Raw genomic sequence first — 15,755 nt, 5'->3', positions numbered from 1 at the left:
TTCACGAATGCGCACAGGCGTCGGCAATTTGCCGCGCCCGTCACCTTTATCCAGCATCGGACCTGTTGAACCATCTGATCGACCGGGCCGATGCGGAACCGGTTTGTCACCCTGCATTTCATGAGCTGCAGGAAAGCTCCAACCTGTGGGATCCGGTTCGGCGCGGGTTCCTGAGCCGCACCGTTCACCTCATCCGAAAAACACGTCGCCGGCGGCAATGGAACGCCTTGCGCCCTCATCCTCATCCAGCAGCAGATAACCATTATCATCAATGCCGACAAAACGCCCGCCGATCGAACGGTCCGGGAAATTGACGGTGATATGTTCGCCAATACCGCAGGCCGCCGCCCTCCATCCGGTCATGATGCCGGAAACGCCCCTGCCCTCATCCCAGTTCCGCAGAACCTCCGCCGTCTCGCGAAAGAGATGAGCGAACAACTCGTCGGACGAACAGGACGCACCGTGCTCGGAGAGCATGGTGACGGGATAAAGCGGATTGTCCGGCTTGTGGGCAATATTGATGCCGATGCCGATGACGATGGCGCGTCGCCCGTCTGGTAGAAGCTCTGCCTCCATCAGGATACCGCAGGTCTTGCGGCGACCGATCAGCACGTCGTTCGGCCATTTGATTTCGAGCGGCTCACCAGCTGTCGGCAACACGGCGCGAATGGCGCGGTAGACGGCAAGCGCAAAAGCAAGCGGCAGGGAGCCGATACGCTCAACTGGCGCGGGATCGATCAGAAGAAGCGAGGCATAGAGATTGCCGGGTTCAGATACCCACGGCCGACCGCGACGGCCGCGACCGCCGGTCTGGCGGATGGCGGTAACCCAAAGTTTGCCGCCATCACCCGCCCGTGCCCGGGCGAAACATTCCAGATTGGTCGATGGCGTCTCCGCCATCACCTCGTGCCGGAAGTCATCGATGGACATCCGACCCGTATGCTTGTGTGTGCTGCTCAAAAGAAGGTCTTCGCCGCAACAGTCACCGCGTTGCCAAGTGCACCGCCAAAGACGACGAAGGCGACAACGAACAGGGCCGAAAGCGCATAAACGACTTTCAGTTCACCGGCCGGACGTTCGAACTTGTCCTTGGCCTCATCGAACCACATGACCTTCACGACGCGGATATAATAATAGGCGCCGACAACCGAGCCGATAACACCGATGATGGCGAGCGGATAAAGCTTCGCTTCGATGGCGGCGAGGAAGACGTAATACTTGCCGAAGAAGCCGGCGAGTGGCGGAATGCCGGCAAGCGAGAACATCAGGATCGTCAGCACAACCGCCATGAAGGGGTTGGAGGACGAAAGACCGGCAAGATCCTCGACATTCTCGACATTGCCGATTTCCTTGCGGCGCATGGAGAGAATGCAGGCGAAGGTGCCGAGCGTCATGACCATGTAGATGGTCATGTAAAGAATGACGCCCGAGATACCGGCTTCGGTACCGGCCGCAAGACCGACCAGCGCATAACCCATGTGACCGATGGATGAATAGGCCATCAGGCGCTTGATGTTCTTCTGGCCGATTGCGGCAAAGGAGCCGAGCAGCATGGAGGCAATCGAGATGAAGACGACGATCTGCTGCCAGTCGGCAAAGACGGGCTGGAAAGCTTCGACGACGATGCGGACGAGGATCGCCATGGCGCCGATCTTCGGTGCGGCCGACAGGAAGGCCGTAACCGGGGTCGGTGCGCCTTCATAAACATCTGGCGTCCACATGTGGAACGGCACGGCGGAAATCTTGAATGCGAGACCGGCGAGAACGAAGACCAGACCGAAGACGAGGCCGAGCGAGCGGGTTTCCGATGCCAGAACCTGGGCGATTTCGGTGAAGCCGGTGTTGCCGGTGAAGCCGTAGACCAGCGACATGCCGTAAAGCAGCATGCCGGAGGAGAGCGCGCCGAGAACGAAGTACTTCAGGCCAGCTTCCGTGGAGCGCAGGCTCTCACGGTTGATGGCGCAGACGACGTAGAGCGCCAGCGACTGCAACTCCAGCGCCATGTAGAGCGAGATCATGTTGTTGGCCGAGATCATCAGCAAGATGCCCAGCGTCGCGAGCACCAGCAGCACCGGATATTCGAAACGGCCGATCGGCTCGAAGCGGCCCTGGCCGACAGCGAGGATCATGGCGGTGATGGAGCCGATCAGCGCCAGCACCTTCATGAAGTTACCGAAGGCATCGGCGATGTAGACACCGCCGAAGGCCACGCCCGATGCCGGGGCAAAGATGATCCAGAGACCGACGACGAGCAGGAGGGCAACGGCAAGGCCGGTTACCGTCGTTGTCGACTTGTCGCCCGAGAAGACGCCAATCATGAGCAGCGCCAGCGCGCCGACCGCAAGGATCAGCTCGGGCGTCGCGATGTGCAGACTGGCAAAAAGGATTTCAGCGGTCATGTCCAACGGGTCCTGTCGTCAATTCATAGTGAGCGCAACATTTTGCGCCGCCTGCAATGCAGCCGTATAGTTGTTTACCAGAAGATCGACCGATGCGGCTGTCGCATCGAACACCGGAGCCGGATAAACGCCGAAGAAGATCGTCAGTGCAACCAGCGGATAAAGGATGACCTTTTCGCGGGTCGACAGATCGAGCATCGATTTCAGGCTTTCCTTCTCGAGCGCGCCGAAAATCACGCGGCGGTAAAGCCACAGCGCATAAGCGGCCGAGAGGATGACGCCGGTTGCCGCAAACAGCGCGACCAGCGTGTTGGCGCGGAAGACGCCGATCAGCGTCAGGAATTCACCGACGAAGCCTGAGGTGCCGGGCAGACCGACATTGGCCATGGTGAAGATCATGAAGGCGACGGCATATTTCGGCATATTGTTGACGAGACCGCCATAGGCGGAAATCTCGCGGGTATGCAGGCGGTCATAGACGACGCCGACGCAGAGGAAGAGCGCGCCCGACACGATGCCGTGCGACAGCATCTGGAAGATTGCGCCCTGCACGCCCTGCACATTGGCGGCGAAGATGCCCATGGTCACGTAACCCATGTGGGCGACCGACGAATAGGCAATCAGCTTCTTGATGTCGTCCTGCATCATCGCCACCAGCGAGGTATAGATGATGGCAAGAACCGACAGGGTGAAGACGAAGGGGGCGAAATAGTCAGACGCCAGCGGGAACATCGACAGCGAGAAGCGGATGAAACCGTAACCGCCGAGCTTCAGCATGACGCCGGCCAGGATGACCGAACCTGCGGTCGGTGCCTGAACGTGCGCATCCGGCAGCCAGGTGTGGACCGGCCACATCGGCATCTTCACCGAGAAGGCGGCGAAACAGGCGAACCAGAGCCACGTCTGCATGCCAGCCGGGAAGCCGTATTTCAGCAGCTCGGTCATGTCGGTCGTGCCGGACTGCCAATACATCGCCATGATGGCGAGCATGGTCAGGACCGAACCGAGCAGCGTGTAGAGGAAGAACTTGTAGGATGCGTAGACGCGATCCTTGCCGCCCCAGACACCGATGATGATGAACATCGGGATCAGCGTCGCTTCGAAGAACACGTAGAAAAGAACCGTATCCAGCGCCACGAAGACGCCGACCATGACGACTTCCAGAAGCAGGAAGGCAATCATGTATTCCTTGACGCGCTTTTCAATCGAATTCCAGCTTGCCAGCACGCAGAAGGGCATGAGGAAGGTGGTTAGGATGACGAACAGCATGGAGATGCCGTCGACACCCAAATGATAGGCGGCGATGTTACCGAACCAGGCGTGTTTTTCCACCATCTGGAAACCGGGGTTCGAATTGTCGAAACCGATCCAGACGAACAGCGACACGATGAAGGTGAAGACGGTCGTCAGCAGCGAGACGTTGAGAATGTTGCGGCGACCATAAGGGCCGTTCTCATTTGTCAGAAGCAGGAGCACCACGCCGACGAGCGGCAGAAAGGTGACCGTTGAAAGAATAGGCCAATCGGTCATCAGAGGGCACTCCCGAGCATCATCCAGGTGACAAGCGCCGCGATGCCGATCAGCATCGCAAAGGCATAATGATAAAGGTAACCGGATTGCAAGCGGACCATGCGGTTGGTCACGTCAACCACACGCGCTGCAATGCCGTTCGGTCCATAGTGGTCGATGACGGCGACGTCGCCCTTCTTCCACAGGAAGCGGCCAAGCGCCTTTGCGGAACGAACGAAGAGGAAGTCGTAGAGTTCGTCGAAGTACCACTTGTTCAAGAGGAACTGGTAGAGACCACGATGGGTCGCTGCCATACGCTTCGGCGTCTCCGGCGACTTGATGTACATGTACCATGCGGTCACGAAACCAAGCGCCATCGCAAAGAACGGGCTCCATTTCACCCACAGCGGAACGTGGTGGAACTCCTCGAGGATTTCGTTTTCCGGAAGCATGAACAGAGCGCCCTTCCAGAATTCGGCATATTCTTCACCGAAGAAATGACCTTCGAACAGGACGCCGGCAAAGATCGCGCCAACCGTGAGGATGAAGAGCGGGATCAGCATGACCATCGGCGATTCATGCACATGGTGCATGACGTCGGCGGAAGCGCGCGGCTTGCCGAAGAAGGTCATGAACGCCAGACGCCAGGAATAGAAGCTGGTGAACAGCGCCGCGATGACCAGCAGCGTGAAGGCGAAGCCCGACAGCACCGAATGTGACGCATAAGCGGATTCGATGATGACGTCCTTCGAGAAGAAGCCGGCAAAACCGATCATCGTGCCCGGGATGCCGACGCCGGTCAGCGCCAGCGTGCCGACGGTCATGGTCCAGAAGGTGATGGGGATATGCTTGCGCAGGCCACCCATGTAACGCATGTCCTGCTCGCCATCGACGGCATGGATGACCGAGCCGGCGCACAAGAACAGCAGAGCCTTGAAGAAGGCGTGTGTGAAGAGGTGGAACACGGCGGCACCATAAGCACCGACGCCGAGCGCCACGAACATGTAACCGAGCTGCGAGCAGGTCGAGTAGGCAATCACGCGCTTGATGTCATTCTGCACGAGACCGACGGTTGCCGCAAAGAAGGCGGTGATCGCACCGATCAGCGTCACGACGGTGAGCGCATCCGGCGACAGTTCGAACAAAGGCGACATGCGGGCGACGAGGAAGACGCCGGCGGTGACCATGGTTGCGGCGTGAATGAGGGCCGAAACCGGGGTCGGGCCTTCCATCGCGTCCGGCAGCCAGGTGTGCAGCAGGAACTGCGCCGACTTACCCATGGCACCCATGAAGAGCAACAGGCAGACGCCCGTTATCGCATTGGCCTTGTCCAGCTGCATGCCGAACAGGTTGATCACGGTGTCGGTGGAAGCGGCACCTTCGGCCGGCAGATAGGTGCCGGCGGCAGCGAAGACGGTTTCGAGATTGATCGAGCCGAACAGCACGAAGACGCCGGAAATACCGAGGATGAAGCCGAAGTCACCGACACGGTTGACGATGAAGGCCTTCATGGCGGCGGCCGATGCGGAAGGCTTCTTGAACCAGAAGCCGATCAGCAGATAGGACGCCAGACCCACGCCTTCCCAGCCGAAGAACATCTGCAGCAGGTTGTCGGAGGTCACCAGCATCAGCATGGCGAAGGTGAAGAGCGACAAATAGGCAAAGAAACGCGGACGATGCGGATCGTGGTGCATGTATCCGATCGAATAAAGGTGCACCAGCGTCGAGACGGTGTTGACCACGACGAACATGACGGCCGTCAGCGTATCGATGCGGAACGCCCACTCGACGTCGATGCCGCCGGACTGGATCCAGCGCAGAACAGTGACCTTGATCACCTCACCCGGCTCGCCATGGGCGAGTGCCACGTTGAAGAAGACGATCCACGACAGGATGGCGACCACGATCATCAGACCGGTGGTGACATATTCCGAGGCCTTGGCGCCGATAGAGCGGCCGAACAGTCCGGCGATCAGGAAGCCGATCAGTGGAAGAAAGACGATAGCCTTGTAGATCATAGCCTTATCAGCCCTTCATCATATTGACGTCTTCGACGGCGATCGATCCGCGGTTGCGGTAGAAGACAACGAGTATTGCAAGACCGATGGCCGCTTCGGCAGCTGCGACGGTCAGAATGAACAAAGCGAAGACTTGGCCGACGATATCGTTCAGGAAGGCCGAAAACGCCACCATGTTGATGTTGACCGCCAAGAGGATAAGCTCGATCGACATGAGGATGACGATGACGTTCTTCCGGTTGAGGAAGATGCCGAAGACGCCGATCGTGAAGAGGATCGCGCTGACCGTCAGGTAGTGGGAAAGACCGATTTCCATATTCTGTTTCCTTGGATCCGTTCGCGCCTTCAGATGCCCTGGCCCGGCTTGACCTTGACCGTGGTGACGGCGGTCTTGGGGTCACGGCCGACCTGCGTGGAAATATCCTGCCGCTTGATGTCGGTGCGGTGACGCAGGGTCAGCACGATGGCGCCGATCATGGCCACAAGCAGCACGAGACCGGCAAGCTGGAAGAAGTAGACGTAGTTGGTATAGAGCACATCACCGAGTGCTGCCGTATTGGTGCGCACGGCCGGCGACGGGATCGGCATGGTGATCGATTTCGCGGCCACCGGGTTCAGCACGCTGCCACCGACCACGACGATGAGTTCAGCCGCCAGAATGACGCCGATCAGCGCGCCGACCGGGGCATATTGCAGCACGCCGGAACGAAGCTCGGCAAAATCCACATCCAGCATCATGACGACGAAGAGGAAAAGCACCGCGACCGCGCCGACATAGACCACAAGCAGGATCATGGCGAGGAACTCGGCTCCCGTCAGCAGGAACAGCGCGGCTGCGTTGAAGAAGGTCAAAATCAGGAAGAGCACCGAATGAACAGGGTTCTTCGATGCAATGACCATGAACGCAGACGCCACGGCGACGAAAGCGAATATATAAAAGAATACAGCGTGCAGACCCATCTTGGTGCCTTCTTGTCCTCATCGGGAGAAGATGGCTCGTAGCCCCCTCACCCGTTTCGTCCCCGCCGGCGAAAACCGCGCAGGCATTTTACTTTTTCATCGCTTTCCGGGGGCTCCCCCGGAAAGACGGTTGCACCTTAACGGTAAGGCGCATCCAGTGCGAGGTTGCGTGCGATTTCACGCTCCCAGCGGTCGCCATTGTCGAGAAGCCTCTGCTTGTCGAAATAAAGCTCCTCGCGGGTTTCCGTCGCGAATTCGAAGTTCGGACCCTCGACGATCGCATCCACCGGGCAGGCTTCCTGGCAGAAGCCGCAATAGATGCACTTCACCATGTCGATGTCGTAACGCACCGTGCGGCGGGTGCCGTCATTGCGGCGCGGACCGGCTTCGATGGTGATCGCCTGAGCAGGACAGATCGCTTCACACAGCTTGCAGGCGATGCAGCGCTCTTCCCCGTTCGGATAACGGCGCAGCGCGTGCTCACCACGGAAGCGCGGAGACACCGGACCCTTTTCGAAAGGATAGTTGATCGTCGCCTTCTGCTTGAAGAAGTGGCGCATGGTCAGGAAGATCGCGCCTACGAATTCCTTCAGGAACAGCGAGTTGACGGCTTGGGAGAGGCTTGCCATCTCAGTCTCCAGATTTCTGAGCGAGGAATACGGACATCAACCGGCCCACCCCGTCAGCTTCAATACGAATGCAACAATAACGACCATGGCGAGCGACAGCGGCAGGAAGACCTTCCAGCCAAGGCGCATGAGCTGGTCATAACGGTAACGCGGAACGAAAGCCTTCGTGAGCGCGATCATGAAGAAGACCATGCAGCCTTTCAACGCGAACCAGACGATACCCGGAACCCAGTTCAGGAACCACACATCCACGATCGGCAGCCAGCCGCCGAGGAACAGGATCGTCGTCAGGCAGCAGATCAGGACGATCGCAGCATATTCGCCGAGCATGAACATCATGTAAGGCGTCGAGCCATATTCGACCATGTGACCGGCGACCAGTTCCGATTCCGCTTCCGGAAGATCGAAGGGCGGACGGTTGGTTTCGGCAAGGCCGGAAATGAAGAACACGATGAACATCGGGAACAGCGACAGCCAGTGCCAGTCGAGGAACGAGGCAGGCAGGCCCATCATGGTGCCGAGACCGGTGCGCTGGGCAAGAACGATGTCCGTCAGGTTCAGCGAGCCGACGCAAAGCAGAACGGTGACGATGACGAGACCGATCGACACTTCATAGGACACCATCTGCGCGGCAGAACGCAGCGCGCCAAGGAACGGGTACTTCGAGTTCGAAGCCCAGCCGCCCATGATGATGCCGTACACTTCAAGCGACGAAATCGCGAAAATGTAGAGAATGCCGACATTGATATTCGCGACAACCCAGCCATCAGCGAACGGAATGACGGCATAGGTGGCGAGCGCCAACGTCACGGCAACCAGCGGCGCCAAGAGGAAGACCGCCTTGTTGGCGCCGGCCGGAATGACGGGCTCCTTCAGGATGAACTTCAAAAGGTCGGCGAAGGACTGGAAGAGACCGAAAGGACCAACGACGTTCGGACCACGGCGCAGCTGCACGGCCGCCCAGACCTTGCGGTCGGCAAGCAGCAGGAAGGCGATGGCCACCAGAAGGCAAACGAGAAGCAGCAGGGACTGGCCGACCATGATCAGCGCGGGCCAGACGTAGCTCCAGAAAAACTGTTCCATAAATCCCCTACCCTTACTCTGCCGCAGCCTGGAAATTGTTGCGGGCCAATGCGGAGCACTCGGCCATGACAGCAGAGGCGCGCGCAATCGGGTTCGTCAAATAAAAGTCTTTTACCGGCGAGGCAAACGCCGACTTGGTAAGCGAGCCGGTTTTACCAGCCAGCGCCTCGATATCCGTGCCATTACCAGCAACGATCTCGTCGGTTTCCGCCAGATGCGGATGCGCGACATAAAGCTGGCCGCGCAGTGCTGACAGCGAATCGAACGGCAGCTTTTTGCCGAGAACATCGGACAACGCGCGCAGGATCGCCCAGTCTTCACGGGCTTCGCCCGGTGCGAAACCGGCACGGTTGCCAACCTGCACACGTCCTTCGGTGTTGACCCAGATACCAGATTTTTCGGTATAGGCCGCACCCGGAAGGATGACGTCGGCGTGCATCGCGCCCTGATCGCCATGGCTGCCGATATAGACGGTGAACTTTGCGCCCTTGTTCGAAAGGTCGAGTTCATCGGCGCCCAGCAGGAAGAGAACATCCATGGAGGCGACCATGTCTGCTGCGGCGACACCGCCCTCGCCCGGCACAAAGCCGACATCGAGACCACCAACGCGGGCAGCGGCAGTGTGCAGCACCGAGAAGCCATTCCACTCTTCGCTGACAGCGCCAACCGAAACGGCAAGCTTTGCAGCAGCCGCGAGAACCGCTGCACCATCGGCACGTGCCAGAGCGCCCTGACCGATGATGATCAGCGGGTTCTTGGCGGACTTCAGCTTCTCGACGAAGCTGTGCGAACCATTGGCCAGATCGGAGAGCGTTTCAGCACCCGAGCCGAGATATTCGTAATCGTAGCGCAGCTCGCCGGCCTCGCCGATCACACCGATCGGGAAACCTCCACGGCGCCAGCGCTTGCGGATACGAGCGTTGAGCACGGCCGCTTCGAAGCGCGGGTTGGAACCCACGATCAGCAGGGCGTCGGCCTGTTCGATGCCTTCAATGGTGGAATTGAAGATGTAGCTGGCGCGACCCAAAGACGGATCAAGCGCTGCGCCATCCTGACGGCAATCTACATTGGCCGAACCGAGCGAAGCGAGCAGTGACTTCAGCGCGAACATTTCTTCGACGGAGGACAGATCGCCGGCGATCGCGCCGATCTTGTTGCCGGATGTTGCGGCAACAGCCTGCTTGATCGCACCGAAGGCTTCACCCCAGGTGGCGGGCTGCAGACGGCCATCCTTGCGGACGTAAGGCCGGTCGAGGCGCTGCGTCTTCAGGCCGTCCCAGATGAAACGGCTCTTGTCGGAAATCCACTCTTCGTTGATCGCCTCGTTGACGCGCGGCATGACGCGCATGACTTCGCGGCCACGGGTATCGACGCGGATGGCCGATCCGAGAGCGTCCATCACGTCGATGGTTTCGGTTTTGTTCAGTTCCCACGGACGGGCGGTGAAGGCGAAAGGCTTGGAGGTGAGCGCACCAACCGGGCAAAGGTCAACGACGTTGCCCTGAAGCTCAGACGTCATCGCCTGTTCGAGATAGGTGGTGATTTCGGCATCTTCGCCGCGGCCGATCAGGCCAAGTTCGGCAATGCCGGCAACTTCCGTCGTGAAACGGACGCAGCGTGTGCAGTGGATACAACGGTTCATGACCGTCTTGACGAGCGGTCCGATATATTTGTCTTCAACCGCGCGCTTGTTTTCCGCGTAACGCGAACCGGCGATACCGAAGGCCATGGCCTGGTCCTGCAGGTCGCATTCGCCGCCCTGGTCGCAGATCGGGCAATCGAGCGGATGGTTGATGAGCAGGAATTCCATCACGCCTTCGCGGGCCTTTTTGACCATCGGCGTATTGGTGAAAACCTCAGGCAATTCGCCGTTCGGGCCGCCGCGAACATCGCGCACGCCCATGGCGCAGGAGGCGGCGGGCTTGGGCGGTCCGCCCTTCACCTCGATGAGACACATGCGGCAGTTACCCGCGACCGACAAGCGCTCATGAAAACAAAAGCGCGGAACTTCGGCACCAGCCTCCTCGCACGCCTGCAACAGCGTGAAATGATCCGGAACCTCGATCTCTTTACCGTCAACCTTGAGCTTTGCCATGGTTCTACTTACGTCCTGTTGCCTGTCCGTCCCGTGTCTCTCACACGGTCCGCAACAAATCCTTAATCACACCCGGCATCCGAAATTCGCCAGGCGCTTCATGGTGTTGCGGGGCCGGAAATTCCAGCTCCGCCCGAAGCCTTTGATGCTTATTCAGCGGCTTCCAGAACAGCGCCATCATCCATGGCCCTGTAGGTATATTGGTCGATGCGCTTTTCGATTTCCGGACGGAAATTGCGGATCAGCGCCTGTACCGGCCATGCGGCGGCGTCGCCGAGCGCACAGATGGTGTGGCCTTCGATCTGCTTCGTCACTTCAAACAGCATGTCGATTTCGCGCTTCTGCGCGTTACCCTTGACCATGCGTTCCAGCACGCGCCACATCCAGCCGGTGCCTTCACGGCACGGCGTGCACTGGCCGCAGCTTTCATGCTTGAAGAAAGCCGCGATGCGGGCAATCGCCTTGATGACGTCGGTGGACTTGTCCATGACGATCATGCCACCGGTGCCGAAGGAAGACTTCACTTCGCGCATGCCGTCGAAGTCCATGATGGCGTCCTTCATGTCCTCACCGCGCACGATGGGGCAGGATGCGCCGCCGGGGATGACGCCGAGCAGATTATCCCAGCCGCCGCGAATGCCACCGCAATGGTGCTCGATCAGCTCGCGGAAGGACAGGCCCAGCGCATCTTCGAAGGTGCACGGACGCTCGACATGGCCGGAGACCATGAACAGCTTGGTGCCGACATTGTTCGGACGGCCGATGGACGAGAACCACGAAGCGCCACGACGCAGGATGGTCGGCGCAACAGCGATCGATTCAACGTTGTTGACCGTCGTCGGGCAGCCGTAAAGACCCATATTTGCGGGGAACGGCGGTTTCAGACGCGGCTGGCCCTTCTTGCCCTCGAGGCTTTCGAGCAGCGCCGTCTCTTCGCCGCAGATATAGGCACCAGCGCCGTGATGGACGTAGATGTCGTAGTCCCAGCCGTTCTTGTTGTTCTTGCCGAGCAGACCGGCATCGTAACATTCGTCGATGGCGGCCTGCAGCGCCTCGCGCTCACGCATATATTCGCCGCGCACGTAGATATAGGCGGTATGCGCACCCATGGCGAAACCGGCGATCACGCAGCCTTCGATCAGCGTATGCGGATCGTTGCGCAGGATTTCGCGGTCCTTGCAGGTGCCGGGCTCGGATTCGTCGGCGTTGACGACGAGATAATGCGGACGGCCGTCATTTTCCTTCGGCATGAAGGACCATTTGAGACCCGTCGGGAAGCCAGCGCCGCCGCGACCGCGAAGGCCGGAAGCCTTCATCTCGTTGATGATCCAGTCACGACCCTTTTCGATGATCTGCTTGGTGCCGTCCCAGTGGCCGCGCGCCATCACGCCCTTCAGGGACTTGTCCTTGAGGCCGTAGAGATTGGTAAAGATGCGATCCTGATCTTTTAACATGCTTCACCCTTTACCGCGGCTTCTTGCCGAAGACCCTGATATACTCGGCTTCGCCACCCTTGGCGAGCGCCTCAGCCTGCTTGATCCACTCGTCGCGTTCGATGCGGCCCTTGAAATTCAGATAACCGTCAACCCAGTCGCACTCGGCCTTTTTCCAGCCGGCGATCTGCGCGTATGTGAAGATACCGAGCTCGTGCAGCGTGCCCTCGATCTTCGGGCCGACGCCGGAAATGAGCTTCAAGTCGTCAGGCGTCGCCGGCTTTTCGATACCGGCCGGACGATCCTTGGAATCAAGCGACGGCTTAGCAGATCCCGAAGCTTCCTTTTCGGCGGCCTTGGCGTTAGCTTCCGCAGCCTTCGGCTCGGTTACCGGCGTTTTCAGCTTGGCATCGGCCTCCGGCGCAGTCGTCGTGGGCTTGGCGGCTTCAGATGGTGCGGGTGCCGGTGCTGCCGCGGCAGGCGCTTCAGCGGGTTTGTCGAGATTGGAACGATCAGGCTTGATCTCTTCCGTCAGCGTCGTCAGCCCACCGACCGGAACCGATTCGTGACGGTCGATCTGCGGGCCGGTCTTGATCGTATCGCCCTTGCCTGCCTCGAACGTGTCGATGATCTCTTCGAGACGCTCGGGCGTCAGGTCCTCATAGGCATCCTTGAAGATGATCACCATAGGCGCGTTGACGCAGGCGCCCTGACATTCCACTTCTTCCCAGGACAGCGTACCGCTCTCATTGGTGTGCAGCGGATCGTGGTGGATCTTCTTGCGGCAGACATCCATCAGCGCTTCGGAACCGCGCAGCATACACGGCGTAGTGCCGCAGACCTGAACGTGGGCGCGCGTGCCAACCGGCTTCAGCTGGAACTGGGTATAGAAGGTCGCGACTTCGAGGACACGGATATAGGCCATATCCAGCATGTCGGCGACTTTTTCAATGGCGGCGCGGGTAACCCAGCCGTCCTGCTCCTGCGCACGCATGAGCAGCGGGATAACCGCCGATTGCTGGCGTCCCGTTGGATATTTCTGGATCGTCTTTTCCGCCCATGCGGTGTTATCCGCATTGAAGGCAAATGCCACGGGCTGGAACTGATCTTCGGCTAGTCGACGAACGGACATACTTCCTCACGCCTTTTCAGTTTAACGTCTCACAACGCGATCTCGCCACCGTGACGAATTCGCAGGCGTAAGCCGCCTTGTCTTTTTGCATGAACACGATGAACTTGCTGCCATTGGGAACCGAGGCCTTGATCTCGTATCCCGACGACAGAAGTTGCTTGATGGTCGAAGAGCCGCCGCTCGACAGCGATATACCGCCCTCATCCGTCGCCGTCTGGGCGAGAACGGGGGTGGACATCGCAGCGAGAAAAGCCGGTATGGCCAGCGGCAGACGCATCAGCGGTCGACCTCCCCGAACACGATGTCGAGAGAGCCGAGCACGGCTGTAACGTCGGCAAGCTGATGGCCCTTGCACAGGAAATCCATCGCCTGCAGATGCGCATAACCCGGCGCGCGGATCTTGCAGCGGTAGGGCTTGTTGGAACCATCGGCGACCACGTAAACGCCGAACTCGCCCTTCGGCGCTTCGACGGCGGCGTAAACTTCGCCGGCCGGAACGTGGTAACCTTCGGTATAGAGCTTGAAGTGATGGATCAGAGCTTCCATCGAACGCTTCATCTCGCCGCGCTTGGGCGGAACCACCTTACCGTCAAGCGAGGAGACCGGGCCGATGCGATGCTTGCCTGACAGACGATCGACGCACTGCTTCATGATCTTCACCGATTCGCGCATTTCCTGCATGCGGATCAGGTAACGATCATAGCAGTCGCCGTTCTTGCCAACGGGAATGTCGAATTCGAGATCGGAATAACATTCATAGGGCTGCGAACGGCGCAGATCCCAGGCAGCGCCCGAACCGCGCACCATCACGCCCGTGAAGCCCCAGGCAAACGCATCTTCCAGCGAGACGACGCCGATATCGACGTTACGCTGCTTGTAGATGCGGTTGTCGGTCAACAGGCCTTCGATGTTGTCGAGGACGGTCAGGAACGGATCGCACCATTTGCCGATATCGTCCACCAGTTCCGGCGGCAGGTCCTGATGCACGCCGCCCGGACGCACATAGGCCGAGTGCATGCGGGCGCCACAGGCGCGCTCGTAAAACACCATCAGCTTTTCGCGCTCTTCGAAACCCCAGACCGGCGGCGTCATCGCGCCGACGTCCATGGCCTGCGTCGTCACGTTCATGATGTGCGACAGGATGCGGCCGATTTCCGAATAGAGAACGCGGATCAGCTGGCCGCGCATCGGGATTTCAAGGCCGAGCAGCTTTTCGACGGCAAGCGCGAAAGCGTGTTCCTGGTTCATCGGCGCGACGTAATCGAGGCGGTCGAAATAGGGAACGGCCTGGAGATAGGTCTTGGTCTCGATCAGCTTTTCGGTACCGCGATGCAGAAGACCGATATGCGGATCGACACGCTCGACGATTTCGCCGTCCAGTTCCAGAACCAGACGCAGCACGCCGTGCGCGGAAGGGTGTTCCGGACCGAAGTTGATCGTGAAATTGCGGACGTTATGCTCAGTCATTCTAGTGCTCCGCCGAGGTGATCATGGCGATGAATTCGGGGCCGGTCATGTTCTGCGTGGTCTGCGCGAAAGAATAGCTCGAAGGCTTTTCATCCGTGAAAATCTGCTGCGCGAAAGTGAAGCTGGACGGCTTGTCGAAAGCCTGCAGCGAAGCGGCAAAATGTTTGCCATCCTTGGAACGCCACATCAGCGTACTGCCGCAGTTCTTGCAGAAGCAACGCTCGCCCCACTCCGACGAAGAATAGACGCCGAGGCTTTGCTCGTTTTCAAAGGCGATATCAGTGCATTCGACAGCCATGAACACACCACCGGACCAGCGGCGGCACATGGAGCAATGGCAGACGCCGAATTCGCGGGCACCGAGCGTGGCTGTGAAGCCAACGGCGCCGCAAAGACATTGTCCATGCTCTGTCGCGGGGGCTTGGCTCATTGCTTGGCCTTTTCGTCACCCGGGAGAACATATTCGGTTCCTTCCCAAGGGGAAAGAAAATCGAAATTGCGGAATTCCTGCTTCAATTCGACCGGTTCATAAAGAACCCGTTTCAGAACGTCATCGTAACGCACTTCTACAAAGCCGGTAACCGGAAAATCCTTGCGCAGCGGATGGCCTTCGAAGCCGTAATCCGTGAGGATGCGACGCAGGTCCTTATGGCCTTCGAAAGGAATGCCATACATATCCCAGGCTTCACGCTCGAACCATTCCGCGCCCATGTAAACGGGTGTCGAAGACGGTACGCCTTCGTCTTCCGCAACCTGCAGCTTGATGCGCACGCGCAGGTTCTGGCGTGGCGACAGCAGATGGTAGACGACATCGAAGCGCTTCTCGCGCTGCGGCCAGTCGACGCCGCAAATATCGATGATGTTGACGAAGCCGCACTGCACGTCGTCGCGCAGGAAGGTCAAAAGCGCGATCACGTTTTCAGGCGTGGTATTCAGCGTCAACTCGCCATAGGCGATATCGGCCGATACCACGAGAGAACCACGCGCTTCCTTGACGTAAGCAGCAAGATCATTGAGAGCTTCGCTCATT

15 protein-coding genes are annotated in these 15,755 nt (G+C 59.2%); all 15 read right to left on the bottom strand.

Features of this window, described 5'->3' with window-relative positions; genetic code table 11:
• Positions 1–189: 189 nt before the first annotated feature.
• Complete coding sequence (locus NYR50_RS04575) at positions 190–930, bottom strand: biotin--[acetyl-CoA-carboxylase] ligase (RefSeq protein WP_418136903.1); 741 nt, start codon at positions 928–930, stop codon at positions 190–192.
• A gap of 26 nt (positions 931–956) precedes the next feature.
• The gene (gene nuoN, locus NYR50_RS04570) at positions 957–2,399 is read right to left on the bottom strand and encodes an NADH-quinone oxidoreductase subunit NuoN (protein WP_080812015.1); all 1,443 of its coding nucleotides are present in this window, start codon (positions 2,397–2,399) and stop codon (positions 957–959) included.
• An 18-nt stretch (positions 2,400–2,417) separates the two neighbouring features.
• Positions 2,418–3,929, bottom strand: coding sequence for an NADH-quinone oxidoreductase subunit M (locus NYR50_RS04565; RefSeq protein ID WP_418136902.1), 1,512 nt, complete (start codon positions 3,927–3,929; stop codon positions 2,418–2,420).
• Positions 3,929–5,926, bottom strand: coding sequence for an NADH-quinone oxidoreductase subunit L (gene nuoL, locus NYR50_RS04560; RefSeq protein WP_418136901.1), 1,998 nt, complete (start codon positions 5,924–5,926; stop codon positions 3,929–3,931). Before nuoL ends, NYR50_RS04565 begins: the two co-directional genes overlap by 1 nt.
• A gap of 7 nt (positions 5,927–5,933) precedes the next feature.
• Positions 5,934–6,242 (bottom strand): NADH-quinone oxidoreductase subunit NuoK, encoded by a 309-nt coding sequence (nuoK, locus tag NYR50_RS04555; RefSeq protein ID WP_003521516.1) that lies wholly within the window; start codon positions 6,240–6,242, stop codon positions 5,934–5,936.
• A gap of 29 nt (positions 6,243–6,271) precedes the next feature.
• Positions 6,272–6,886 (bottom strand): NADH-quinone oxidoreductase subunit J, encoded by a 615-nt coding sequence (locus NYR50_RS04550; protein ID WP_080809276.1) that lies wholly within the window; start codon positions 6,884–6,886, stop codon positions 6,272–6,274.
• A gap of 137 nt (positions 6,887–7,023) precedes the next feature.
• The gene (gene nuoI, locus NYR50_RS04545) at positions 7,024–7,515 is read right to left on the bottom strand and encodes an NADH-quinone oxidoreductase subunit NuoI (protein ID WP_006312705.1); all 492 of its coding nucleotides are present in this window, start codon (positions 7,513–7,515) and stop codon (positions 7,024–7,026) included.
• Positions 7,516–7,551: 36 nt separating this feature from the next.
• Entirely contained in the window at positions 7,552–8,598 is a 1,047-nt protein-coding gene (gene nuoH / locus NYR50_RS04540; RefSeq protein WP_010971512.1) for an NADH-quinone oxidoreductase subunit NuoH, read from the bottom strand.
• Positions 8,599–8,611: 13 nt separating this feature from the next.
• On the bottom strand, positions 8,612–10,693 hold the full coding sequence (gene nuoG, locus NYR50_RS04535) for an NADH-quinone oxidoreductase subunit NuoG (RefSeq protein ID WP_418136900.1): 2,082 nt from the start codon (positions 10,691–10,693) through the stop codon (positions 8,612–8,614).
• A gap of 149 nt (positions 10,694–10,842) precedes the next feature.
• Positions 10,843–12,147: an NADH-quinone oxidoreductase subunit NuoF gene (gene nuoF / locus NYR50_RS04530; RefSeq protein WP_006312708.1), complete on the bottom strand. Its 1,305-nt coding sequence runs from the start codon at positions 12,145–12,147 to the stop codon at positions 10,843–10,845.
• 10 nt (positions 12,148–12,157) lie between these two features.
• On the bottom strand, positions 12,158–13,258 hold the full coding sequence (locus NYR50_RS04525) for an NADH-quinone oxidoreductase subunit E (RefSeq protein WP_418136899.1): 1,101 nt from the start codon (positions 13,256–13,258) through the stop codon (positions 12,158–12,160).
• 16 nt (positions 13,259–13,274) lie between these two features.
• Positions 13,275–13,535 carry a hypothetical protein gene (locus NYR50_RS04520; RefSeq protein WP_059752671.1) on the bottom strand — a complete coding sequence of 87 codons (261 nt, stop codon included), beginning with the start codon at positions 13,533–13,535 and terminating at the stop codon, positions 13,275–13,277.
• Positions 13,535–14,725 carry an NADH-quinone oxidoreductase subunit D gene (locus tag NYR50_RS04515; protein WP_006312711.1) on the bottom strand — a complete coding sequence of 397 codons (1,191 nt, stop codon included), beginning with the start codon at positions 14,723–14,725 and terminating at the stop codon, positions 13,535–13,537. The genes NYR50_RS04520 and NYR50_RS04515 overlap by 1 nt, the downstream gene beginning before the upstream one ends.
• 1 nt (position 14,726) lies before the next feature.
• Positions 14,727–15,155 (bottom strand): GFA family protein, encoded by a 429-nt coding sequence (locus NYR50_RS04510; protein WP_418136898.1) that lies wholly within the window; start codon positions 15,153–15,155, stop codon positions 14,727–14,729.
• Positions 15,152–15,754 (bottom strand): NADH-quinone oxidoreductase subunit C, encoded by a 603-nt coding sequence (locus tag NYR50_RS04505; protein ID WP_006312713.1) that lies wholly within the window; start codon positions 15,752–15,754, stop codon positions 15,152–15,154. Before NYR50_RS04505 ends, NYR50_RS04510 begins: the two co-directional genes overlap by 4 nt.
• Between the last annotated feature and the right edge of the window lies 1 nt (position 15,755).

The sequence above is a fragment of the Agrobacterium sp. El2ro-1b genome, from assembly GCF_048298475.1.
Lineage (GTDB): Bacteria > Pseudomonadota > Alphaproteobacteria > Rhizobiales > Rhizobiaceae > Agrobacterium > Agrobacterium fabrum.
This window is presented reverse-complemented; position numbering and strand designations above follow the sequence as displayed.